At 72.0% G+C, this 23,442-nt stretch carries 25 protein-coding genes; 13 read left to right on the plus strand and 12 right to left on the minus strand.

Annotated elements, in window-relative coordinates; all coding sequences use genetic code 11:
• Positions 1-43: 43 nt before the first annotated feature.
• Positions 44-1,060, minus strand: a complete 1,017-nt coding sequence (locus MED15_RS28175) for an SMP-30/gluconolactonase/LRE family protein (RefSeq protein WP_112724799.1) — start codon at positions 1,058-1,060, stop codon at positions 44-46.
• A 182-nt stretch (positions 1,061-1,242) separates the two neighbouring features.
• Between MED15_RS28175 and MED15_RS28180 the strand changes: the two genes are divergently transcribed.
• Positions 1,243-1,629 (plus strand): STAS domain-containing protein, encoded by a 387-nt coding sequence (locus MED15_RS28180; protein WP_112602065.1) that lies wholly within the window; start codon positions 1,243-1,245, stop codon positions 1,627-1,629.
• Positions 1,630-1,708: 79 nt separating this feature from the next.
• On the opposite strand, the gene MED15_RS28185 is transcribed toward MED15_RS28180, so the two are convergent.
• The gene (locus MED15_RS28185; protein WP_091397734.1) at positions 1,709-2,101 is read right to left on the minus strand and encodes an FKBP-type peptidyl-prolyl cis-trans isomerase; all 393 of its coding nucleotides are present in this window, start codon (positions 2,099-2,101) and stop codon (positions 1,709-1,711) included.
• Positions 2,102-2,317: 216 nt separating this feature from the next.
• Positions 2,318-2,875, minus strand: coding sequence for a DoxX family membrane protein (locus MED15_RS28190; protein WP_112587181.1), 558 nt, complete (start codon positions 2,873-2,875; stop codon positions 2,318-2,320).
• A 189-nt stretch (positions 2,876-3,064) separates the two neighbouring features.
• Between MED15_RS28190 and MED15_RS28195 the strand changes: the two genes are divergently transcribed.
• Both MED15_RS28195 and MED15_RS28200 read left to right on the plus strand, forming a co-directional pair.
• Positions 3,065-3,754, plus strand: coding sequence for a CBS domain-containing protein (locus MED15_RS28195; RefSeq protein WP_112587878.1), 690 nt, complete (start codon positions 3,065-3,067; stop codon positions 3,752-3,754).
• A 168-nt stretch (positions 3,755-3,922) separates the two neighbouring features.
• Complete coding sequence (locus MED15_RS28200; protein ID WP_112737377.1) at positions 3,923-4,879, plus strand: TerC/Alx family metal homeostasis membrane protein; 957 nt, start codon at positions 3,923-3,925, stop codon at positions 4,877-4,879.
• Between the two features lie 101 nt (positions 4,880-4,980).
• On the opposite strand, the gene MED15_RS28205 is transcribed toward MED15_RS28200, so the two are convergent.
• From MED15_RS28205 to MED15_RS28225, 5 genes are read right to left on the minus strand one after another with little or no spacing between them, the layout of a single operon-like run.
• Positions 4,981-5,706, minus strand: coding sequence for a helical backbone metal receptor (locus MED15_RS28205; protein ID WP_112602064.1), 726 nt, complete (start codon positions 5,704-5,706; stop codon positions 4,981-4,983).
• Between the two features lie 55 nt (positions 5,707-5,761).
• Positions 5,762-6,322, minus strand: a complete 561-nt coding sequence (locus MED15_RS28210) for a hypothetical protein (RefSeq protein ID WP_112602063.1) — start codon at positions 6,320-6,322, stop codon at positions 5,762-5,764.
• Complete coding sequence (locus MED15_RS28215) at positions 6,319-6,840, minus strand: DUF6286 domain-containing protein (protein WP_112587173.1); 522 nt, start codon at positions 6,838-6,840, stop codon at positions 6,319-6,321. The genes MED15_RS28210 and MED15_RS28215 overlap by 4 nt, the downstream gene beginning before the upstream one ends.
• A 1-nt stretch (position 6,841) precedes the next feature.
• Entirely contained in the window at positions 6,842-7,222 is a 381-nt protein-coding gene (locus tag MED15_RS28220; protein ID WP_112737379.1) for an Asp23/Gls24 family envelope stress response protein, read from the minus strand.
• Complete coding sequence (locus tag MED15_RS28225) at positions 7,219-7,410, minus strand: hypothetical protein (RefSeq protein WP_146754562.1); 192 nt, start codon at positions 7,408-7,410, stop codon at positions 7,219-7,221. Before MED15_RS28225 ends, MED15_RS28220 begins: the two co-directional genes overlap by 4 nt.
• 164 nt (positions 7,411-7,574) lie before the next feature.
• Between MED15_RS28225 and MED15_RS28230 the strand changes: the two genes are divergently transcribed.
• On the plus strand, positions 7,575-8,450 hold the full coding sequence (locus MED15_RS28230; RefSeq protein ID WP_112724802.1) for a PDDEXK family nuclease: 876 nt from the start codon (positions 7,575-7,577) through the stop codon (positions 8,448-8,450).
• A gap of 295 nt (positions 8,451-8,745) precedes the next feature.
• Positions 8,746-10,020 (plus strand): hypothetical protein, encoded by a 1,275-nt coding sequence (locus MED15_RS28235; RefSeq protein WP_112737381.1) that lies wholly within the window; start codon positions 8,746-8,748, stop codon positions 10,018-10,020.
• 126 nt (positions 10,021-10,146) lie between these two features.
• Here MED15_RS28235 and MED15_RS28240 read toward each other — a convergent pair whose 3' ends face one another.
• A complete protein-coding gene (locus MED15_RS28240; RefSeq protein ID WP_091397759.1) occupies positions 10,147-10,494 on the minus strand; it encodes a histone-like nucleoid-structuring protein Lsr2 in 348 nt (115 codons plus the stop codon).
• A gap of 144 nt (positions 10,495-10,638) precedes the next feature.
• The gene (locus MED15_RS28245; RefSeq protein ID WP_244220622.1) at positions 10,639-11,247 is read right to left on the minus strand and encodes a response regulator; all 609 of its coding nucleotides are present in this window, start codon (positions 11,245-11,247) and stop codon (positions 10,639-10,641) included.
• A gap of 98 nt (positions 11,248-11,345) precedes the next feature.
• Between MED15_RS28245 and MED15_RS28250 the strand changes: the two genes are divergently transcribed.
• The 5 genes from MED15_RS28250 (at position 11,346) to MED15_RS28270 (ending at position 17,324) form a co-directional block, all read left to right on the plus strand.
• The gene (locus MED15_RS28250) at positions 11,346-12,077 is read left to right on the plus strand and encodes a sensor histidine kinase (RefSeq protein WP_146754563.1); all 732 of its coding nucleotides are present in this window, start codon (positions 11,346-11,348) and stop codon (positions 12,075-12,077) included.
• A gap of 83 nt (positions 12,078-12,160) precedes the next feature.
• Positions 12,161-13,030 carry a manganese catalase gene (locus MED15_RS28255; protein ID WP_112724803.1) on the plus strand — a complete coding sequence of 290 codons (870 nt, stop codon included), beginning with the start codon at positions 12,161-12,163 and terminating at the stop codon, positions 13,028-13,030.
• A 141-nt stretch (positions 13,031-13,171) separates the two neighbouring features.
• Positions 13,172-15,502, plus strand: a complete 2,331-nt coding sequence (lon, locus tag MED15_RS28260; protein WP_112737383.1) for an endopeptidase La — start codon at positions 13,172-13,174, stop codon at positions 15,500-15,502.
• Between the two features lie 129 nt (positions 15,503-15,631).
• Positions 15,632-16,036: a DoxX family protein gene (locus MED15_RS28265; RefSeq protein WP_112587159.1), complete on the plus strand. Its 405-nt coding sequence runs from the start codon at positions 15,632-15,634 to the stop codon at positions 16,034-16,036.
• Between the two features lie 151 nt (positions 16,037-16,187).
• Positions 16,188-17,324, plus strand: a complete 1,137-nt coding sequence (locus MED15_RS28270; protein WP_208646738.1) for a right-handed parallel beta-helix repeat-containing protein — start codon at positions 16,188-16,190, stop codon at positions 17,322-17,324.
• A 94-nt stretch (positions 17,325-17,418) separates the two neighbouring features.
• On the opposite strand, the gene MED15_RS28275 is transcribed toward MED15_RS28270, so the two are convergent.
• Entirely contained in the window at positions 17,419-19,164 is a 1,746-nt protein-coding gene (locus tag MED15_RS28275) for a DEAD/DEAH box helicase (protein WP_225855296.1), read from the minus strand.
• 105 nt (positions 19,165-19,269) lie between these two features.
• Positions 19,270-20,196, minus strand: coding sequence for a hypothetical protein (locus MED15_RS28280; RefSeq protein WP_181541596.1), 927 nt, complete (start codon positions 20,194-20,196; stop codon positions 19,270-19,272).
• Positions 20,197-20,328: 132 nt separating this feature from the next.
• Between MED15_RS28280 and MED15_RS28285 the strand changes: the two genes are divergently transcribed.
• From MED15_RS28285 to MED15_RS28295, 3 genes are all read left to right on the plus strand, one after another.
• Positions 20,329-21,483, plus strand: coding sequence for a sensor histidine kinase (locus MED15_RS28285; RefSeq protein WP_112587155.1), 1,155 nt, complete (start codon positions 20,329-20,331; stop codon positions 21,481-21,483).
• On the plus strand, positions 21,480-22,085 hold the full coding sequence (locus MED15_RS28290) for a response regulator transcription factor (RefSeq protein ID WP_112724805.1): 606 nt from the start codon (positions 21,480-21,482) through the stop codon (positions 22,083-22,085). The genes MED15_RS28285 and MED15_RS28290 overlap by 4 nt, the downstream gene beginning before the upstream one ends.
• A 102-nt stretch (positions 22,086-22,187) precedes the next feature.
• Positions 22,188-23,387, plus strand: a complete 1,200-nt coding sequence (locus MED15_RS28295) for a low temperature requirement protein A (RefSeq protein WP_112731364.1) — start codon at positions 22,188-22,190, stop codon at positions 23,385-23,387.
• The last annotated feature ends 55 nt before the right edge of the window (positions 23,388-23,442 follow it).

Raw genomic sequence — 23,442 nt, forward strand, 5'->3', positions numbered from 1 at the left:
AGGGGTACGCGGGCGGGACCGGCCCTGTCACCGCCCGTGGCCATCACCCCAGGGGTACGCGGGCCACCCCGGATCCGGTCAGGCTGCCCAGCCAGAGGTGGTCGCCGTGCTGGCGTACCCCGGTGATCATCGAGTAGTGCCCGTTCGGACCGTGCAGCGTCCGGCGGACCGTTCCCGCCTCGTCGACCAGCGCGACCAGCCCGTAGCGGCGTGGCTGCGGCTGCATCGCGTCGGGCAGCAGGGCGGCGATCTGGCGCAGCCGCGGATGGGGCAGCAGCCGTTCGGCGATCGGCACCCGAGGGCTGGGCAGCGCGATCCAGTACGTCCCGTCGCCCACCGAGGCGAGATTGTCCGGGTACGCGGGCAGGTCGGCGAGGACCCGCACACCGCCGCTGAGCTCGACCCGCAGCAGCCGGTGGGTGCTGGTCTCCACCAGCATCAGCGCCGACTCGTCCGGGGTCAGCGCGATCCCGTTGGGGAAGTACAGCCCGTCGGTCACCACCTCGGTGCGGCCGCTGCCCGGATGGTGGGCCAGCACCCGACCGTTGGGACGGTGCTCCAGCAGGTCCCGCTTCCAGTGCGAGACCGGAAACCGGTCGGAGCTGTCGGTGAAGTAGATGGTGCCGTCCCGGCCCACCGTCGCGTTGTTGGCCAGGTGCACCGGGGGTGCCGTTCCGGTCAGTTCGCGTACCGCGCCGTCCGGGGTGACCCGCAGCAACCCGCGGTACGCGTCGCAGACCACCAGGGCCTCGCCGGACGGGTCCAGCTCGATGCCGAGCGGACGGCCCCCCGTCTCGGCCAGCAGTCGGGGTGGGGTGCCGGCCAGCGCGTCGACCGGCCACCACCAGAGCCGACCGTCCTCGTCGCCACTGATCACCCGTCCGGAGCGGTCGACCAGCACGTCCTCGGGGCCGACGGCGCCCGCGGGGAGGGGTAGCAACTCGGCCTCGTCGAGCCGGCGGTCGGTGGGGGCCCATGCCCCGGCCAGCGCCGGAGGGCTTGTCGCCGGCTCGCGGACGGGGCGGATCAGCCGGGGCGGCCGGGGCCGGGGGATCAGCATCGACCTATTCTCCACCCGAATGCCGGCCGACCCCCGGGTTCCGAGGCCGCGCGGCGCGCCGCGCGGGCCCCTGACTCCACCCCGAGAGGGAGGTGGAGCGCCTCGGGGTATGCCCCTGGGCGTACCCGGAATCACTCCGCGGAGGGGCGAAAGTGTCGGTGGTGGCGGCTAGATTTCTGGGCATGGAAGAGCACAGCGACCGGCTGGACGTGCAGGTCAGCGTGGGTGACCAGATGGTCCTCGTGCGGGTGGCCGGCGAGGTCGACATCGCCACGGTGGCCGCGTTCCGGTCCGCGCTGTGGTCCGCGCCGGCCCGCCCGGTGCTTCAACTCGAGATGTCCGGGCTGCGGCTGCTCTCCGCCGCTGGCGTTCGCACGCTGCTCGCGGCGCATCTGCGCGTGCGGGCCTGCGGTGGAGAGTTGGTCCTGGTCGACCCGAGCCCGGTGGTGGCGCGGGTGCTGCGCGTCAGCGGGCTGCATCGCGTGATGCCGATTCTGGAGCTGACCTCGCCGATCGAGGCCGCGCGTCGCCCGGTGGTCGCGACCACCGACCTGCAACTGGCCGCCTGACCCCCGTCGACGAGGCGGACTCCCACGCTCACACCCGGACGCGGGGCCGCCGGCGTGGGCCGGCGACCCCCACAATCGGTCAGCTCACGCCGAGCAGGTCGACGACGAAGACCAGCGTCTCGCCCGGCTTGATGACGCCGCCGGCGCCCCGGTCGCCGTACCCCAGGTGCGGCGGGATGATCAGGCGACGGCGACCGCCGACGCGCATGCCGACGACGCCCTGGTCCCAGCCCGCGATGACCTGGCCGCCGCCGAGCGGAAAGTCGAACGCCTCGCCCCGGTTCCACGACGAGTCGAACTCGCCGCCCGTGGAGTGCGACACGCCGACGTAGTGCACGCTGACCAACTGGCCCGGCTCGGCCTGCGGGCCGTCGCCCACGGTGATGTCCTCGATCACGAGGTCGGCCGGCGGTGCACCCTCGATCGGACCAACCTCGGGCTTGCCCGACTGGGCGCCTGCTGCCTGGGTCATACGGGGATCTCCTGCCGTGTTGGGTGATGTGTCCGGTCACCGTCGATCCTGCCGGATCACCCCTCACCGATGTGCGGCGGACCCGCAACCTGCTCCGCGGCCCGTCCGCCGGTCGTGCACAGACTGTCCCGGTGGCGCTGCGGGCCCGGACGGTGGGACGACGACGCGGCGGGCGTCACCGATGCTGGTGACGCCCGCCGAGGGAGGTGTGCCGTGTCACCGCAGCCAGGGCATCCGCCGGACGATCGGCAGCCTCGCCCACACGCGGCCGAGACCCCAGGTGTCGCCGGCGTTGACCAGCGCCAGGACCGCCAGCACCGCCGCGTAGATCAGGTGGTCGTCCATGAAGGGGTTGTTCTCCGGAGGCAGGACGGCGGTCCACATCATGACCAGCAGCAGCCCACCGGCCACGGCGGCGACCCGCATACCGATGCCGAGCAGCAGCGCGACACCGATCCCGGCCAAGCCGATCATGAAGAGCCAGTCCGCCCAGGCGGCACCGGCGATCCCGGCGTAGAGATCCTTGAACGGGCCGGTCACGCCGAAGGTCAGGAATCCCTTGGTGGGGCTGCCCCCGTTGATCCAGGCGTTCTTCGACTCGGTGGCCATCCCGAAGCCGAACATCTTGTCGATGAAGGCCCAGAGGAAGATCCAGCCGAGCGCCAGCCGGGTGCCGGCCAGGATGTACCGGACGGCCCGCTCGTGAGCGGTGCCGGCCTTCGCAGCGGTGTTATCGGCGGTGACCCGCTCGATCGTCGCGATCATGGTCTCCACGTCCCTTCTCAGCTTCGCACCGCGCTTCCCGGTGGCATCTCCATTGGACGCCCACGGCGTTCTCGACGGCAGGGCCGACAGACCGCACCTGCTCGGGACGTTCGACCCCCTCCGGTCCGGTCCGGCGGCCCTGACGACCGTCGGCGCTCGGTCGTAGCGTCCGAGATGGACCAGGAGAGGGAGGCCGTGATGAGGACCTGGCAGGTGGGTGACGTGATGACCCGGGAGGTCGAGACCGTGGTGGCCGAGACCCCGTACCGGGAGATCGTCGATGTGCTGTTGCGCCGCGGTGTCAGCGCGGTGCCCGTGATCGACGACTTCCGCCGGGTGCTGGGGGTGGTGTCCGAGGCTGATCTGCTGCACCGGGTCGAGCGCGCCGGTGATCCGGCGCTGCGACGGGTCTTCGAGAGCCGCCGTCGGCGCGGTGCCCGTGGGAAGAGTGCCGCCCTGCTGGCCGGCGACCTGATGACCGCGCCGGCGGTCACCACCGATCCGGAGGCGATGCTGTCCGCCGCTGCCCGGCTGATGGACCGCGAGCAGGTCAAACGGCTGCCCGTGCTGGACGACCTGGGCCGGCTGGTCGGGATCGTCAGTCGTGCCGACCTGCTGCGGGTGCACCTGCGGTCGGACGCCGAGATTCGGGAGGACGTGGTCCAGGAGGTGCTTCGCCGGGTGCTCGCCGTGCGGGATGGACTGGTAACGGTCGAGGTCCGCCACGGTGACGTGACTCTGGCCGGTCGGCTGGACCGCCGCTCCGCCGTCGACCTCGCCGGTCGACTCGCGGGGCAGGTCAGTGGTGTCGTGCGGGTGACCAACGCGATCGCCTACGACGCCGACGACACGATCTCCGACCCCCGCCAGGTGATGCCGGTCGCGTGAGCAGGGGCGGCGCCAGCCCAGAGCCTCAGCCGTTGCCCCTGGAGACCGCCAGGTCGCCGTGGTGCTGCCCGACCCGACTTCGGTGGACCGTCCGATGCCGGGTCGGGCGTTCACCTAGGCTCGGAAAGGGGCCGGCCGGCCTGGTTGACGGGCGGTGCGCGGTGGTCGATGCGGAGGGCGTCGGTGGCTGAGGCGACGGTCGCCGTCCCGCTGTGGGCCTGGGCGGCGGTCGGCGCGGTGATCTCGGTGCTGCTCGCCGTGGATGTGCTCCTGCACCGGGACAATCACGTCATCGAGCTCCGCGAGGCGCTGTTGTGGAGCGCCGTCTGGATCGGCGCGGGTCTGCTGTTCGGGTTGGTCGTCTGGTGGGGCGTCGGCGGTGACCCGGCCATCGCCTACTTTTCCGGCTACCTGCTGGAGAAGGCGCTCTCGGTGGACAACGTGTTCGTCTTCGCGCTGCTCTTCGGCTACTTCCAGGTGCCGCCGGGCTACCAGCACAAGGTGCTGTTCTGGGGTGTCGTGGGGGCACTCGTCTTCCGGCTGCTGTTCATCTTCGCCGGTGCCGAGTTGCTGGACCGGCTCGCCTGGGCCGGGTTCGTGCTGGGCGCGTTCCTGATCTGGACCGGCTGGCGGCTGGCCGTACGCGGGAAGCCGGACGTCGACCCGGAACGCAACGTCGTGGTCCGGCTGTTCCGGCGGCTGGTGCCCACCGACGCCCGCTACCACGGCGACCGGTTCACCGCCCGGGTGGCCGGCCGGCGGGTGGCGACGTTGCTGCTGGTCGCGCTCGTTGCCATCGAGGCCACCGATGTGGTCTTCGCCATCGACTCGGTGGCGGCGATCCTTGCCATCACCACCAACACCTTCCTGGTCTGGACGGCCACCGCGTTCGCCGTCCTGGGGCTGCGCAGCCTCTACTTCTGCCTCGCCGGCCTGCTGCGCCACTTCGGCTATCTGCGGTACGGGTTGGCGCTGCTACTGGCCTTCGCCGGGCTGAAGCTGATTCTCGCCGAGACGCCGGTGGGCAAGCTGCCGGTCTGGTTGACCCTGGCCGTGGTGCTGCTGACCCTGACCGTCTCCATCGGCGCCAGCACCCTGGCCGCCCGCCGCCGAACCGACGGCTGAGCCCGCCGGGCCGCTGGTTGAGCCGCCGGGCCGCTGGTTGAGCCGCCGGGCCGCCGGTTGAGCCGCCGGGCCGCGTCCCGACCGTCGGGCGGCGGCCAGGGTCAGCCGGCCAGCACCGGCTGGGACAGCTGATCGGCGAGCAGCGCGGGCGCCTCGGCCAGGGACGGGCCGTACCAGGTGAGGTGCCGCCCGGAGAGCAGGGCGCACGGTACGCCAGGAAAGGCTTCCGGCCCGTCGTCGGCGGTGAACCGGTACGGCTCGTCGGGCAGCACCACCAGGTCGGGCTCTCGTTCGCGCAGTTCGGTGAGAGTCGGGCGCGGATAGCGTTCGGGGTGCTCGTCGTAGGCGTTGACCACGCCGAGGCGGCGCAGCACGTCACCGGCGAACGTGTCACCGCCGAGCACCACCCACGGCCGACGCCAGACCGGCACCACCGCGCGGCGGGTCGTCGTCAGCCGGGGCGGTGTGGCCCACGCCCGCCGGGCGGCCCGCAGCCAGTCCGGCTCCGTCGGCGCGCCCAGTTCGGTCAGCAGGTCGCCCAGCTCGGTCAACGCGCCGGGAACGGTCCGCGGATAGGTGACCCGCACCGGTACGCCGACCGCCCGTAGCGCCTCCGCGTCGGCCCGGCGGTTCTCCTCAACGTTCAGCAGCACCACGTCCGGACGCAGCGCGCGCACCCGGTCCAGATCGGGGTACTTGCTGCCGCCGACCCGGGCCACGTCGAGCCCGGCCGGGTGGCTGCACCAGTCGGTGGCCCCGACCAGCGCTCCCGGCAGGGTCAGCGCCACCGCCTCGGTCAGGGACGGCACCAGCGACACCACCCGCACCCGCGTACCTCCGTTCGCCGCCGACCCCGATCATGCCCTGCGGGTCGGCGTCGGGTCAGGGGCGGCCGGGCTCGATGCGCGCGGTCACGTCGAGGTGCGCGGGCTGGCAGTCGGTCGTCGCCGCGAATCGGCGGACCGCGGCGCGAACGTGCTCGCGTACGCCGGCGGTCGGCGCGTCGGCGGTGAGGTCCACCCGGATCCACACGTCGGGGTGCGGTGGCGCGCCGGTGAGCACCACCCGGGCCCGGCGTACCCCGGGGTTGCCGGTCAGGTCGCGGGCCAGCGCGTCGGCGAGAACGTCGGTGGCCAGCCGGGTCCGGCCGGGTCGGCGTCCGGGGTGGCTCAGGGTGCCGCGCAGCGTGCCGTCCGGGCCCCGCAGCTCCCGGGTCAGCAGGCGTTGTCCAGCCAGTGCGAACAGCGCTCCGGCGACGGCGGCGGCCAGGGTGCTCCACGGCGCGGCCCTCCGCCAGCGGTCGACCAGTTCGGCGCTGAGCAGCACCGCCGCCGGGTCGGCGCCGGGCAACGTGCCGAGGCTGGCCGTCAGCGCCGCCGCGCCGCCCGCTACCAGCAGCAGCGCGATGATGGTCCACAGCAGTCGGTGCCCGGCGTTTGTCACGCCGGCCGTCGCCGGGGCAGCAGCCGCACGTCGATCCGGGCGGGGCGGGGTGCGGCGAGGTGGCGCAACTCCTGGTGTACGGCGAGCTCGATCTCCGCCCGCGCCGCCGGGTCGCCGGTCGCGCGGACCCGGGGGCGCCACTGGCCGCCGCGCCGTCGGACCCGGACCCGGGCGCGGCGGACGCCCGGCACCGCGCTGGCGGCGTCAGCGAGCCGCCGTTCCACACAGCGCCGGTGCAGGTACCAGCCGTCTCCCTCGTCGGCGCGCAGGCGGACCGGTGTCCAGCGGCTCAGCTGGGCGACGAGGATGGCCAGGCCCAGCAGGAGAGCCCCGCCGGCCACGGCCCGGACGGTCGGGTCGCGCCACCGGGTGCCGCTCAGCGCGTCGAGCCAGCCGCTGGTGTCGAGCGGTGTCGGTCGGTGCACTGTGAGCAGCAACGCCTGGACGGCCACCGCGGCGCCACCGAGAAGCAGCGCGGTGGCCAGCAACAACGAGGCGACCCGGTTGGCGGTGCGCATCTCAGCCGTCCTCCGGTGTGGCGGTGCCGACGCCGGAGGAGTCGACGCCGGGGACGAGCAGGTCGTCGACGGTGACGGTCACCACCGCCACGCTGAGCCCGGTCTGGGCGGCCACCCGGTCGGTGACCACCGCCCGGACCGTCTCGGCGATCGTCGGCACGCTGTGCCCGTACCAGGTGATCAGGTGCAGGTCGAGTCCGACGGACCGGTCATCCAGGCGGACAGCCGCCGGGCGGACGACGGACACGCCCGGCACGAGGCTGGCCGCCTGCACCGCGATCCGCGCGACGTCCGAGGTGTCGCCCGGGCGGCGCTCCGGACCGGTCGTCCCGGCGGCCAGTCCGGTGCCGGGGTTCGTCGCCGCGGACGGGCGGGTGGTCATCGGCGCCGCCGAGCGTCGGCACGGCGGTCGCCGAGACCGGTCACCGCGAGGTCGCCGTCGAGCACCCGGACGACCAGCCAGCCGAGCAGACCGGCGAGCACGGCGAGGGCGGCCACGCCGACGCCGGCGAGCGCCCAGACCGCCACGGCGAGGAACCCGGCGAGGAAGCCGAACTGCTGTCGCGACATGGTCACCTCCGGGCCGGTCCGGTACCGGCGGTCGCTGGATACACCCGACGACCATTCCTGGAACGTCGGCGCTGCTGTGATCCGCGTCACATGAGAAGTCGGTGGTCCATGATCGACCACCTAGACTCGGCCCGGCTCGACCGACCGGCGGATGGATCAGGCAGATGACGAGCATCGGGAGCGACGACCGCGGGTGGCTGCGGGCGATGCCCGCCGAGGCGGGGCGTGACGCGCTGCTCAGCCGCGCCGGCCATCGGGTCCTGGCGGCACGCCGGCTCACTGACCTGGTCCAGGGCCGCCCACCCGGTGTCACTGGCAGCCAGTGGACCTCGGCGAGCCGGGCCAGCTTCGACTTCGTTGTCCACGCCGCCGACACCGGCCGTCCGGTCGTCGCCGTGCAGATCGGCCCGGTGCCGTCTCCCGGCTCTGCGGAGCAACGCGTGGAGCGACTCACGGACGCGGTGAGCGCGGCCGCCGGCCTGCCCGTTCTGCGGATCGGTTCGCCCACGTTGAGCGCCACCGAGCATGGCCGCCGCCTGGTCGAGTACGTGATCGACGCGCGCGCCTACGCCGCGGGCGGGGCCACCGCCGCCGGGACCGAACCGGCGCCGGTTGGCTTCCGGGACATCCTGGGCCGGCTGCCGGACGGGCGTACCGGGCCGGTCAACGACCTCGGCGCGCTGACCCGCGCTGCGGCGGTCGAGGCGTACGTGGCCGGGCAGGTGGCCGACCCGATCGTGCGAGGGCTGCACGTCCGCTGGGTGGACGGGCCGGCACAGGGGTGGAGCTGGGTGCAGGTACGCCCCGACGCGTGCCTCATCGAGCAGGTCTCGGTGACCGAACACCGTTTCTCCTGCGGTATCGACGCGGCCCGGCTGGCCGAGGATCTCGCCGCCGTCGCCGTGGGGGAACGACTGCGGGAGAACACCGTCGCCGACCTGCTCCCGCGCGCCGAGTGGACCGCGCAGATCGCCGCACTGAGCCAGCGCCGCCATGAACTGGTCGGCGGGTTCGGCTTCGACCACCTCTGCGCAGACTGACCAGCGCCCGTTTCACCTGCTGATCCCAGCTCCGCACCGGCTCCGTGTCCGGCCGCGGCAATTTCCTGTGCGTCTGTTGAACCTTCCCGGCCGCCGCCCCGTACTCCTGCGCGAATGAACAGGATCTCCCCATCCGCGTCCACCGGACGCGGGAGACGGTGCGGAAAGGGCATCGTCGGCCATCGACGCATTACCGGGTAGGTCACGGTGGGTCGCCACCGCGGCGTGCCACCTCACATCCGTCGGTCCGCCGAGGGCAGAAATCCACTACCGGATCGAGAAGGAGAGCAATTCGATGCGCAGGTCCACTCGGGCGCGCCGGCCTTCCGGCAACGCGCGGAGCAAGCGTCTGCTGGCAGTTGTCGGCACGCTCGCGGTCTTCGGCGGAGTTGTCGCCGTGACTCAGATTTCGTCGGCCCAGGACCGGCGGACAAATAAGCCACGTCCGGCTGCCGGGCAGTGCGTGGAGCCGAGCCCGGGCGCTACCGCGCCGACCGGCGGCGGCTCGACCAGCCGGACCTGGCAGAACGGTCGGTGGGTACGTAATCACTGGGGTGACGGACAGCAGTCGGTCCCCGAGTGCGAGGACGGCAAGGACGGCACGGTGGGCACCGGTACGGCCATCGCCTGTCCGGATGTGACGGCCAAACTGCCGCAGGTGCCGAACCGGGCGCGAGCCGAGGTGGACCGCAACCTCGCCCAGTTGCAGACCCAGATCGCCGAGGCGGACCGCCGGCTCGCCGCCGAGGGCAACAAGGGTGAGGCGTTCATCCGCAGCGCGATCCTCCAGCCGTTGGCCGGCAAGCGCCGCGCCGTGCTGGACCGGATCACGACCGCCATCGACCGGGTCGGTCCCCGGCCGCAGGGCCTCGCGCAGCTCGCCGAGTGCCAGGTGCAGCCCACCGGCGGCACGGGCGGCAACAACGGCGGCGGCACCACCCCCACCACCACCCCGGGTGGCGGCAACAACGGCGGTGGCAACAACGGTGGCGGCAACAACGGCGGTGGCACCGCGCCCGGCGCCGGGCTCGGCGTGCTCGCCAACGACTGCGACGAGAGCCGCCTCCAGCCGCACGACGGTTTCCAGAACGGCAACCGCTGCGTGAGCACCGAGTTCGGTGAGGTCGGCGCGGCGGCCAACAACCCGTCGCTGCTGATCACCCAGTTCCCCGAGCAGGTCGGCCAGAACCAGCCCTTCACCCTGCGGGTCAGCACCCGCAACCTGGTGCGGGACCGCTTCCTGGCCGCCGGTCAGGGTGGCTACTACGTGGAGAGCTCGCTCCTCAACGACCAGGGCCTGGTCCGCGGTCACTTCCACACCGCCTGCCGGATGCTGGACAGCCTGACCGCTCCGCCGGAGCCGCAGGAGGTGCCCGCGTTCTTCGTCGCGACCGAGGACGGCCGCGGTGGCGCCCAGCCCGACGAGGTGACGATCCAGATTCCGGGCCTGCCGGAGTCCGGTACCGCCCAGTGCTCCGTCTGGGCCGGTGACGGCTCGCACCGCCTGCCGATGATGGAGCGGGCCAACCAGACCCCCGCCTTCGACTCGGTGCGCATCGACGTCAACTGAGCTGACGTACCAACGGCGGCCGGCCACCCGGGGCGACAACCCGGGGTGGCCGGCCGCCGCTTCGTTTCCGGTGCCCGGACAAACGACGGGGCCCCGCCGTTTCCGGCGGGGCCCCGTCGAGTCGCGTCAGCGGCTCTTGTACGCCTCAACGACCTCAACCGGGATCCGGCCCCGCTCGGAAATCTTGTAGCCGTTCTTGACGGCCCATTCCCGGATGGCCCGGTTCTGCTCCCGATCCATTCCCGCGCCGGCCGGTCGCCCCGGTCGCCGGACTGAACGGGTGCTCTCCACCGGGCCGCGCCCGATCCGCCGACCCGCATTGATGTACGGATCGAGCGCCTTGCGCAGGACGCCGGCATTCTCGTCGGAGACATCGATCGTGTAGGCCACGCCGTCGAGACTGAACTCAACCGTCCGGTCGGCCTTCCCACCGTCGAGGTCGTCGGTCAGGACCGTGATTACTTTTCTCGCCATTGCCGATTACTCCCTGTGTGCGGCGGGATGTGTCCAAAGTCTGACCTATCACCCCGGTAATCCGCAACAATATGCCTTCCATTCATTCGGCGCGTCGCGATTCCGTTGCAGAGCAAAACCGTGAATCGGTTCGGTGCCGAGGCTTCATTCCCCGAGGATGCCGCTGTGGCCGGCGACGGCAGCCGCCTCGGCCCGGTTCGAGACCCGCAACTTGCGCAGCAACGCGGCGGTCATCCGTTTCACCGTCCGTTCGGAGACGTGCAGTTCTTCGGCGATGTCGACGGTGCTGCGGCCGGCGGCGATCGCCCGCAGCAGCCGCCGTTCCTCGCCGTCCAGGTCGACGGGCGCGGAGCGCGTGGGCCGCAGCATGGCGCGCAGCAGTTCGGCCGGCAGCACTGCCCAGCCGTCGAGGATGGCCAGCAGCGGGGGCAGCAGCTCCTCCGGTTCGCTGGTCTTGGGCAGGAACCCTTCGGCGCCGGCCCGCAGCGCCTCCACCGCTGGCCCGGGCTCGGCGGAACCGGACATCGCGACCACCCGTACACGTGGGGTGGTCCGCCGGATCGCGGCCACCGCCCGGATGCCGCCGGGCGGCGGCATGTGCAGGTCGACCAGGGCCAGGTCGGGGCAGTAGTTGCTGACCAGGGCCGCCGCCGCGGCGGCGTCGCCGGTCGAGGCGACCACCTCGGCGCGGCCGTTGGTGGTGATCGGGAGCAGTAACTCCAGGCCGCGGACGAAAAGGGGGTGATCGTCCACGACGACGAGTCGCAAGGTGGAGGCTCCCGGCATGTCTGCGCCGTTCCCCAGCGGGTACCGATCATGCGGGTTCGCACCGAACGAGAGGAGTCGGGTGGATGCGCGTACGGCATGGTTTGCGGGACCTGCTGCGAGGGTTGCGCCCCATTGAGCCGACACCCGGCGAGAGACGACCGACGGCGGCCGATTCGGAGTTGCTGCTGCGGGTGCTGTGCCACGAGTTCCGGACACCGATCAGCACACTGACCTCGCTGACCCGCGCGCTGGCCGATGAGCGTCGGGAGCTGACCGGGGACGACCGGCGGGCACTCAGTGAGCTGGCCCGCGACCAGGCCGCTCACCTGCAGAGCCTGCTGCGCGACGCGACCGCCGGCACCGGCGTGCTGACGCCGACTCCGCAGCCGGAGCCGGCCGTTGCGCTGGCGGGCATCCTGCGGGAGGCTGCCGCGTTGGTGCCGGTGGGCCGTCGGCGGGCGCGGGCCACCCGGCGGGCGGCCTCCTGTCCGGTGCCGGCCGGACGAACCCGACAGGTACTGGTCAACCTGGTGCAGAACGCGTTGCTTCACGGGCCGCCGGACGGCCAGGTCGGGCTCTACGCCACTCTGCGCGGCTCCAGCCTGAGCATCCTGGTCACCGACGAGGGCCGGGTCGACGATGCGCTGCTGGTCGCGCTGCGGCGTCCGGCGCCGGCCGTCGGGATGTCCGGTCTGGGCCTGTGGATCGCGCGACAGCTCGTCGCGACGGACGGGGGAGCGTTGCGGGCGCACCGGCTACGGCCCCGTGGAGTGGCGCTGGAGGTGCTGCTGCCGATGGTTCGCCCGGTGCGCTGACCCGGGCGGGACACCGGTTGGCCCGCTCGGGTCAGCGCGGCGGGAACGGCCTCGCTACCTATTTCCGGTACCGAGGAGGTTGGATGTTCAGCCACGTCAAGGATCTGCAGTTCGAAGCCAAGCCGGACGGCCCGGATGCGGCGTTCGCCCGCCGGTTGCAGGAGGTGTTGGGCGGCAAGTGGGGCGAGATGACGGTCGCCAACCAGTATCTCTTCCAGGGTTGGAACTGCCGACTGCCCGGCAAGTACAAGGACCTGCTGCTCGACGTCGGCACGGAGGAGATGGGCCATGTCGAGATGATCGTCACGATGATCACCCGGCTGTTGGACAACGCGCCGCTGTCGCTGACCGAGGGGATCGCGGAGGACCCGGGAGGCGCCGCGACGTACGCCGGTGAGAATCCGGCGCACTTCATTCACGGCGGTGGCGGCGCCCTTCCCGCCGACTCCAACGGGGTGCCCTGGAACGGCGCGTTCATCACCGCCAGCGGCAACCTGTTGGCCGATTTCCAGCTCAACGTCACCGCCGAGGCGCAGGGTCGGCTCCAGGTCGCCCGGTTGTTCCACATGACCGACGACCCGGGCGTCAAGCAGATGCTGCGCTTCCTGCTGGCCCGCGACACGATGCACCAGAACATGTGGCTGGCGGCGATCGAGCAGCTCAAGGAGGACGGGCTGGAGGAGATGCCGGTGCCGGAGGCCTTCCCGGACTCGGGCGAGCTCACTGCGGAGTACGGCTACACCTACCTGGGTTTCTCCTCGGGCACCGACGCCGCCCAGGGGCGCTGGGCGTCCGGGCCCTCGCCGGACGGCAAGGGCGAGTTCCGGTACGACGACAACCCGAGGGCGAACGCGCCGGAACCGGTGCTGCCCCCGGGTGACCCCCGTCTCTACGGCACCAACCCGGGGGTGGCCGGCTCGGTGAAGAACACGGTGAAGAGCAAGCTCACCTGAGGTATCTCTTCGGGTCGTCCGCCGGTCCCGGGCGACCCGACGGACCGGGTGGAAGAGTGGTCTGGGTCACAGGCTGGAACAAGGGGAACGCTTTGTTACTTGAGTGAGACACGCTCAACTCAACGCGATAGCAGGTGTTCGATGGCAACTCTTCCGGTACTTCCCCTGACCGACGCCGTGCTGCTGCCCGGCATGGTCATCCCGGTGACCCTCGACCCCACCACCCAGGCCGCGATCGACGCGGCGCGTGCGACCGGCGACCGCAAGCTGCTGGCCGTGCCGCGCATCGACGGCGAGTACGGCCCGGTGGGCGTGGTCGCCACCATCGAGAAGGTCGGCCGGCTGCCCGAGGGTGAGCCCGCCGCCGTCATCCGTGGCCTGTCCCGGGCCCGGATCGGCTCCGGCGTGCCCGGCCCCGGTGCCGCCCTCTGGGTCGAGGCGACCGAGCTGGACGAACCCGCCTACGCCGGTCGGGCCCGGGAACTCGCCCGCGAGTACCGCGCCCTGGTGACCTCCGTGCTCCAGCAGCGGGGCGCCTGGCAGGTCATCGACGCGGTGGAGCGGATGACCGACCTCTCCGAGCTGGCCGACTCGGCCGGCTACGCGCCCTGGCTGACGCTGGAGCAGAAGACCGAGCTGCTCGCCGCGCCGGACGTCACCGCCCGGCTGGAGCTGCTGGTCGGCTGGGTGAAGGACTACCTGGCCGAGCAGGAGGTCACCGAGCAGATCAACAGTGACGTCCGCGAGGGGCTGGAGAAGTCCCAGCGCGAGTTCCTGCTGCGCCAGCAGCTCGCCGCGATCCGCAAGGAGCTGGGCGAGGACGAGCCGGACGGCTCTGCCGACTACCGGTCCCGCGTCGAGTCCGCCGAGCTGCCGGAGAAGGTACGCGAGGCGGCCATGCGCGAGGTCGGCAAGCTGGAACGGGCCAGCGACGCCTCCCCGGAGGCGGGCTGGATCCGTACCTGGCTGGACACCGTGCTCGAGATGCCGTGGGGCACGCGTACCGAGGACAACACCGACCTGGCCGCGGCCCGGGCGGTGCTCGACGCCGACCACGCCGGCCTGTCCGACGTGAAGGACCGCATCCTGGAGTACCTGGCGGTGCGCAACCGGCGTGCCGAGCGCAACCTCGGTGTGGTCGGCGGTCGCGGCTCCGGCGCGGTGCTCGCCCTCGCTGGTCCTCCCGGGGTGGGTAAGACCAGCCTCGGCGAGTCCGTGGCGCGGGCGCTCGGGCGCAACTTCGTCCGGGTCTCGCTCGGCGGTGTCCGCGACGAGGCGGAGATCCGCGGGCACCGACGCACCTACGTGGGGGCGTTGCCCGGTCGGATCGTCCGCGCGCTGCGCGAGGCCGGTTCGATGAACCCGGTCGTGCTCCTCGACGAGGTGGACAAGCTGGCCGCCGGCTACGCCGGTGACCCGGCCGCCGCCCTGCTGGAGGTGCTCGACCCGGCCCAGAACCACACCTTCCGGGATCACTACCTGGAGGTCGACCTCGACCTGTCCGACGTGCTCTTCCTGGCCACCGCCAACGTGGTGGAGTCCATCCCCGGCCCGCTGCTGGACCGGATGGAGCTGGTCACCCTGGACGGGTACACCGAGGACGAGAAGGTCGCCATCGCCCGCGACCACCTGCTGCCCCGGCAGCGGGAGCGGGCCGGGCTGACCGTCGACGAGGTCAGCGTCGCCGATGAGGCTCTCGCGCTGATCGCGGGGGAGTACACCCGGGAGGCCGGCGTCCGGCAGCTCGAGCGGGCCCTGGCCAAGATCCTGCGCAAGGTGGCGGTGACGCTGGCGACGGACCCGACGCCGGCACGCGTGGGCGCCGACAACCTCTCCGGTTACCTGGGTCGGCCGAAGTTCACCCCGGAATCGGCCGAGCGTACCGCCGTGCCGGGCGTGGCCACCGGTCTGGCCGTGACGGGCGCCGGTGGGGACGTGCTCTTCATCGAGGCGACCAGCATGGAGGGCGAGCCGGGGCTGACCCTGACCGGCCAGCTCGGTGACGTGATGAAGGAGTCGGCGCAGATCGCGCTCTCCTACCTGCGATCCAACGGGCGGCGGTTCGGCATCGACCCGAACGCTCTCGCCGGACGTCGGATCCACGTCCACTTCCCGGCGGGCGCGGTGCCCAAGGACGGTCCGAGCGCCGGCATCACCATGGTCACGGCCCTGGCGTCGCTGGTCACCGGTCGCCCGGTCCGCCCCGAGTTCGGGATGACCGGTGAGGTGACGCTCTCCGGTCGGGTGCTGCCGATCGGTGGGGTGAAGCAGAAGCTGCTCGCCGCGCACCGGGCCGGCCTCACCGAGGTGATCATCCCGGCGCGCAACGAGCCCGACCTGGACGACCTGCCGACCGAGGTGCGCGAGGCGCTGACCGTGCACACCCTGGCCGACGTGGCCGACGTGCTCGCCCTGGCGCTGCGCCCGGCCGACGTGAAGACGCTGGACGGTCCGGCGCTCTTCGCGGTCTGACGCTCCGACCATCGGGCCCCCGCCGTCTTCCGACGGCGGGGGCCCTTTCGGTACGCGGGGGAGGTCTACTGTCTCGTCTGCACCGTCAACCACCTCTCCGCCGCGAGGCGGCCCCCTGGAGGAACCCCCGTGAACGTGGTGCTCTGGATCATTCAGATCCTGCTCGCCGCCGTCTTCGCCGGCGTCGGACTGGCCAAGCTGAGCCAGCCGAAGGAGAAGTTGCGCGACGTGATGCGGTGGGTGGACCCGGTGCCGCCGTCGCAGGTCAAGTCGCTCGGCGCGGTCGAGTTGCTGGCCGCCGCCGGGCTCGTGCTGCCCGCCGCCACCGGCATCGCCACAGTGCTCACCCCGCTCGCCGCCGTCGGACTGGTCATCGTCATGATCGGCGGCATCCTGGTGCACCTGCGTGCCCGCGAGCAGCAGACCACCCGGGACGGGCGTCGCACCGAGATCCAGGGTGCTGTCGCCTGCGCTGTGTTGCTCGTCCTCGCCGCCGTGGTGGCCTGGGGCCGTTTCGGCCCGTACGCCCTCTGATCCGCGTCGGCCAGCACGCGACAATGCACAGTAGAGTCTGCCCGCCGCTCGAGGTGGCACTCAACGGGGGAGAGGTATGGAACCGATCGTGAGCGCACCTGGTGCGGTACCACCGGCGGTGCCACAACGGTCAGATCCAACGGGCCGACGGTTGGGACGGCGGGTGCTCTTCGCCGGTGGCGCGGGCGCCGCGGTGGCGACGACGGTGGCCACCCTTGCCGGTGCGGAACAGGCGGGATCGCCGCCCGTCACGACCGTGCGGGAGGCCCCGCTCAGCCTCCGGGACCCGCGGGTCGGCTGCCGGCTCGACGGCAGTGACGAGTCGGACAAGGTCACCGCCGCGCTGAACCTGCTGCCGGCCGGTGGCGGCGAGATCTTCCACCCGGTGGGCGCACTCGGTCTCGGAGCGGAGGTCCGCTTCCCGACGAGTGTGACCTGGACCGGCGAGAACATCGGCGCGGCGATCATCCAGCCGGCCCCGGGCTACACCGGTCGTCTGGTCTCGAGCGGTAAGTACAACCAGATCTCCAACGTGCACTTCTACGGTATGCGGACCTCCAACGTGCTGTTGACCATCCGTGGCCCCCGGTCGACCTTCCACCACCTGCACTTCGGCAACTCGGGCAGCCACGCCATCGAGTTCCTCGGCAACGACGCGGACACCAGCGCCCACGCCAACAAGATCACTGATATCAACATCGAGGACTGCCTCGGCGTCGGCATCCTCGTCAACAAGGTCGCGTACGACAACGAGTTCCTCAACGTCTGGGTCGGTGAGTGCCAGACCGGGATACGGCTGCTCGACAGCGCCTGCTTCTTCGACAATCTGCATGTCTGGGGATGCCGGGGCAACGGCGTGGAGCTGCGCGAACCCGCCCATCGAAACATCTTCCAGAACGTCTACCTGGAGTCGAACGGCACGAGTGGCACCGGCAGCGGCGCCGACCTGCGGCAGGTCTGGGGGACCCAGTTCATCGGCGGCCGGCTGTGGCGCAACGCCACCAACGGCATCGAGGTCTCCTCAGCCGGACGTACCCGGATCATGGGGCTCGACATCCACGACAACGGCGCGAACGGGATCCTCGGCCGTGACGCCGACATGTGCCAGGTGATCGGCAACCAGTTCTACGACGACGCGACGCCCCGCCGCCAGGACCGACCGATCATGACCATCGGCACCAGCAACAACTGGATCGTCACCAACAACGTGATGCGGGCGTTCGACCACCGGTCCGGCGGCGCGTCGCTGGTCGGGGCCAACAACGTGGTCAACGGAAACATCGGCTAGCACCGCGGGGCGGCGGGTGCTCGCGTTTCCCGCGGCCTCGCCGGGCAGTGGCGCGTCGGCGACCGTCGTACTCCGGCGGTCGCCGACGGCGTGCTCAGCGCTCGTCGCCGCCGCGGTCGCGGCGCACTGTGGCCTTGCGGCCCTTGATCGTGCTGGAGCGCAACCCGGAGATGACCTCGTCGGCCACCCCCTGCGGCACCTCCACCAGCGAGAACCGGTCGGCGATCTCGATCGAGCCGATGTCCCGGCCGCGGATGCCGGTCTCACCGGTGATCGCGCCGACCAGATCCTGCGGGCGCACCCCGGCGCGTCGGCCCAGGCCGACGAAGACCTGGACGGTGTTGCCGCCGCCGGAGCGTGGCCGGCCCCCGCCCCGCCGGTCGCCGCCCCGGCCGCCGGCCTCCGGTCGACCCTCGCGCGGCCCACGGACCGGAACCTGCGGGATCTCCTCCTCGTCGTCGGAGCCCGGCGACGTCACCTCGTGGGCCAGCTTCACGGCGGCGAGGGCGACCTCCATCAGGTCGAACTCGTCGGTCAGCGTCTCCACGATCACCCGGAACGGGTCGAGGTCGTCCTCCAGCAGGCTCTCCCGCAGGGCCGCCTGGGTCAGCTCCAGCCGCCGGGTGCGCATGTCGGCCACGGTGGGGATCTTGTCGATGGTGATCCGCTGGCCGGTCACCCGCTCGATGGTCTTGAGCATCCGGTGCTCACGCGGCTCGGCGAGAGTGATCGCCACGCCCTCGCGGCCAGCCCGACCCACCCGACCGATCCGGTGCACGTACGACTCGGGGGCGGACGGCACATCGTAGTTGACCACGTGGGTCAGCTGCTCGACGTCCAGCCCACGGGCCGCCACGTCGGTGGCCACCAGCAGGTCGGCGGTGCCCGCCCGCAGCCGGCCCATGACCCGGTCGCGCTGCTCCTGGCTCATGCCACCGTGCAGCGCCTCGGAGCGGTAGCCCCGACCGTTCATCGTCTCGGTCAACCGGTCGACCTCTTCCCGGCTGCGGCAGAACACGATCGCCGCGGTCGGGGACTCCACGTCCAACACCCGACCCAGCGCGGCCGGCTTGTGCGCCCGGGTCACGATGTACGCGCTCTGCCGCACCCGGGGCGCCTCACCCGCGACCTGCTGCTCCCGGCCGATCTCGATCCGCACCGGTTCGCGCAGGTGCTGGCGGGCCATCCCGTCGATGCGCGACGGCATGGTGGCCGAGAAGAGCACCGTCTGACGCTGCGCCGGAGCGTGCTCCAGGATCGCCTCGATGTCCTCGGCGAAGCCCATGTCGAGCATCTCGTCGGCCTCGTCGAGCACCACCGTGGCCAACCCACCGAGGCGCAGGGTGCCCCGGGCGATGTGATCGAGGGCCCGGCCCGGGGTGGCCACCACCACGTCGACACCGCTGTCCAGTGCCCGCAACTGTCGCCCGATCGGCTGCCCACCGTAGATCGGCAGCACCCGCGCGCCCAGGTCCTTGCCGTAGCGGTGGAACGCCTCGGAGACCTGTACCGCCAGCTCCCGGGTCGGCACCAGCACGAGCGCCACCGGGTCGCCGCCCTGGCGGTGTGCCGCCATGAGGTTCAGCAGCGGCAGCGCGAACGCAGCCGTCTTGCCGGTGCCGGTGGCCGCCTGACCCAGCAGGTCCCGACCCTCCAGCAGCGGTGGGATAGCCTCGCGCTGGATGGGGGTCGGCTCCTCGTACCCGAGGGCGGCGAGCGCGCCCAGCAGCTCGGCGCGGAGCCCGAGCTCGGTGAAGGCGCTCACCTCGTCGGTGCCGTCGGGGGTGGCGTCAATCGGTGCGTCAATCGGTGCGTCGTGCTGTGCAGGTGCGGAACTCATGTGCCAAGCCTTTCATTACGCCGTCCGAGCCGCTGCGCCGACCGCCACAAGAGCTGTCCCCCGGCCCGTGCTGCGGCTGTCCCGCGACCCCGACGGCGACCTCGATCAGGCGTCGGTGGTCAGGATGGCCAGCACCATCACCGCGGCCAGGGCCACATCGAGCACCACGCAGAACTGGGCGTAGCCGCGCGGCACCACCCGGCCGTTGCGGTGCGCCAGGTCCCAGCCGGCGTGCGCCAACCACCCGAACGCCACCAGCCAGGCGGCGGTCCGCCCGCCGGCCAGCACCGCGACCAGCGTCAGGGCGACCCAGATGGCCAGACCGGCAAGTTGGGTGGCGAGCACGCCCCGCCCGCCCAGCGTGCGGCGGGCCACGCCGATCACCAGGTAGCCGCCGGGCAGCACCAGCATCGTCCACGGGCTGAGCACACTCGGGTCGAACCACATGTCCACGGTCATCAGCAGCGCCAACCCGGCCGGCCAGCGGTGGGCGAGCGCCACCACGACCCGGTTTCGGCGTACCGGCGCCGACGCCTCGTGCCGGTGTCGGAGAGCCACCAGCACCATCGCGGGGATCATCAGCAGGTGACCGCCGAGCATCAGCGCGTCGGCGTCGATCAGTCCGGCCCAGAACGGCACGAGCAACAGCAGAAACGGGACGTACATCGCGGCGGCCATCTCGCCGACCGCGTGCCAGCGGTGCGCCCGGTAGCGCATCCCCACCGTCATCCCGACGGTCATGTTCGTGGCCATCACCAGTGCGGCGACCTCCGGCCGGGCCAGCGCGTCGCCGACGCCCAGAGCGGTGCCGGCCAGCTCCCACAACGGCCCGAGCAGCAGCATCCCGGCGACCATCGCCACCGCCATCTCGCCGAGATGCCACAGCAGCCGCCGTCTGCTGCTGGCCGGTGCCGCAGCGGTCGGTGCCGCGCTGGTCGGTGTCGGGGCCGAGGGGGTCGGCTCGTCGGTGGGCAGGGGCGCGGGCGACGGTACGGCGGTGAGACTGTCCGCGTACATCCGGGTGTTTTCCATGCCTCGACCCTGCCGGTGACCCCGGTGTGGGCGGCAGACCCGTTCGTCACGGGAAAACGGTGCGCACCGCACGGCCCGACCGTGACAGTTCGCATGGGTGGACCGTGCGCCGGGCGGTCCTAGGATCGGTGCGTGGCGAGCGAGGCGGTGACTCCCCGGGCGGACCGCCGGCTGCGTGGCGCCCGGCGGGCGACGCTGGTGTCGCTGGCCACCGGCGTCTGGGCGAGCGTCCTGCTACCGGCGGTCGGCCTGACCCGCGAGCCCGACCCGGGCCGGGTGACACTCGGCGCGGTCGGCATCCTCGCCTTCGTGATCGCCCAGACCGTCGTGCTGTACGCGGCCGTGACGCCGTGGCTCGAGCCGCGCTGGCGGCGTCGGGCCGAGCTGAGTCTGGTCGGGGTGGCGGTGCTGACCGTTCCGCTGGTGGGTCCGGTGGCGGCCGGCAGATGGCCAACCTGGGCCTGGCTCGGTGCGGCGCTGATCGGCATGACACCGCTGCTGGTGCGGTGGCGGGCCGGGCTGGCGGTCGCGGTCGGCGTCCTGGCCGTGGCGGTCGCGGTGGCCTGGTGGACCGGCGGTTCCGTTCCGCGCCACCTCGCCGTGACCGGTGGGATCGGCGCGGCAGTGGCCGCCGTCAACGGGTTCCAGGTCTGGTTCTGGGACCTGCTCGTGGAAGCCCGGCAGGGCCAGGCCGCCCAGGCGCGGCTGGCCGCCGCCGAGGAGCGGCTGCGCTTCGCCCGCGACGTGCACGATGTCCTGGGGCACCGCCTCACGGTGATCGCGTTGAAGGCCGAACTCGCCGCCCGGCTGGCCCCGGTCGACCCGGAACGGGCCGGGAGGGAAGCCGCCGAGGTGCAACGCCTGGCCGCCTCCGCGCTGAGCGAGGTACGGGAGACCGTGCACGGCTATCGGGCCGTCGACCTCGACGAACAGCTCACCGCGGTGGTGGGGGTGCTGCGCTCCTGCGGGGTGCGGTGCACGGTTCTGCCGCTGCCGGCGGACCTGCCGCAGTCCGCCGCCATCGAGCTGGCGGCGGTGCTGCGCGAGGCGAGCACCAACGTGCTGCGGCACAGCCGGGCCGACTGGTGCCGGATCCGCATCGATCGGGAGGATGACGTGGCCAGGATGACGGTGGCCAACGACGGCGCCGACGACCGCGGCCCGGACGCGCACAGCCACGGCCTGCGCGGGCTGGCCGACCGGCTCGCCGCTGCCGGGGGCGAGTTGCGGGTACGCCGGGAGGACGCGATCTTCACCCTCGAAGCCACAGTGCCGGCGCCGTCGTGATCCGCGTCCTGCTCGCCGACGACGAGGACCTGATCCGGGTAGCCGTCGCCGCGCTGCTCGCCCTGGAACCGGACATCGAGGTGGTGGCACACGCCGCCGACGGGAAGGCAGCCGTCACCGCGGCGCTGGCACACCGCCCGGACGTGGCCGTGGTGGACCTGGAGATGCCCGGCCTGGACGGCATCGCGGTAGCCGCCGAGCTGACCCGGGTCCGACCCGACTGCGCGGTGGTCGTGCTGACCGGGCACGGTCGCCCCGGCCACCTGCGTCAGGCGTTGACCGCCGGCGCCCGGGGGTTCCTGCCCAAGGGCTCGCCGGGTGGGGCGCTCGCCGACGTGATCCGCCGGGTGCACGCCGGAGGGCGCTACGTCGATCCGTCGCTGGCCGCCGACGCGTTGACCCTGCCCCCGTGCCCGCTGACCCCTCGGGAACTGGAGACGCTACGTCTGGTGGAGGTCGGCGCCCCGGTCGCGGTGATCGCCCGTCGGGTACACCTGTCCACCGGAACCGTACGCAACCACCTCTCCGCCGCCGTGCAGAAGCTCGGTGCCGCCGATCGGGCCGAGGCGGTGCGCACCGCCCGGGACAACGGCTGGCTCTGACCGTCGGCGCGCCTCGCTGACGACCCGAAGCGTGAGTGGACGGACGCTGATCAAGAAGGGCAGTCGAGGCCACGCCTCCCAACCGGCTGCGAAGATGGACAAATGCCCAGGAAAGTCGCGGCGGGTCCGATCGACCCGGTGCGGTCCAGTGCCGTCGAGCTGTTCTTCGACCTCGTCTTCATCTTCACCCTCGGTCGCTTGTCGGCGACTCTGGTCGAGGAGCCCAGCCTGCTCGCCGACGCCCAGGCCGTGATCTTCCTGCTGGCCTTCTGGTGGATTTGGTACAACACCAATCTGGCCACCGACAGCCTCGACTGCGAACGACCCACAGTGCAGATCCTGATCATCTGCGTGATGCTCGGCAGTCTGCTGATGTCCATCAACGTTCCGGACGCGTTCGGTGACCAGGGCTTTGTCTTCGTGAGCGCGTACCTTGGGATCCACCTCGGCCGGACCCTGGTCATGGCCCTCTACCTGCGCGGCACCCCGGCCTGGCGTCGGCCGGTACGGGGAGTCGTCTGGTATCTGATGTCGGCGACGGTCTGGTTCGCCGGGGCGGCGGCCAGCGGCGGCGAAGCCCGAGTCCTGCTGTGGGCATGCGCGCTGGCGATCGACTACTCGGGGCCGGTCCTGGGGTGGCCGGTACCGTGGCTCGGCCGGGCGCGGGCCAACGAGTGGCACCTCTCGGGCGAACACCTGAACGAGCGGTACCGGCAGTTCATCATCCTGGCCCTCGGCGAGACGATCCTGGCCACCGGCAACTTCTACCGGCTTTCAACGCGGGATCTGGCGGACACCACCGCGTTTCTGCTCACCTTCTGGACGGTGGTCTTCCTCTGGTGGACCTACTTCTATCGCACCACCAGCAGCCTCGCCGTGAAGATCGACACTGCGGTGGACCCGTACCGGCTCAACCTGCGGGCGAGCTACACCCACCTGGTGATGGTGGCGGGCATCCTGCTCACCGGCATCGGAGGCGAGCTGATGCTGAAGGAGCCCGACGCGCAGCGGTCCGCCGGCAACGTGGTGGCGATCCTGGTCGGGCCACTGACCTTTCTCATCGGGCGAATAATCTTCGAGATCTGGGTGTTCGGCCGCCTGACGAGGCACTGCCTCGCGGCCGTGGTGGCGTGCCTGATCCTGAGCCCGGTCGCGGCGCGACTCCCGCCGCTGGCGGTGGGTCTGCTGGGTGCGGCCACCATCACCGTCGTCGCCATCTTCGACCTGACCCACCGCGCCCGGATCGCGGGTGAGGTCAACCCGGCCTCCGTCGGGGACGCTCCCCGCCGCCACCCAGCCTGAAGGGTGCGGCTCGGTTCCGATCTGTGGGGGTGGCGTGGACCGCCCGGCTAGCGTG

The organism is Micromonospora noduli (assembly GCF_003264475.1).
Lineage (GTDB): Bacteria > Actinomycetota > Actinomycetes > Mycobacteriales > Micromonosporaceae > Micromonospora > Micromonospora noduli.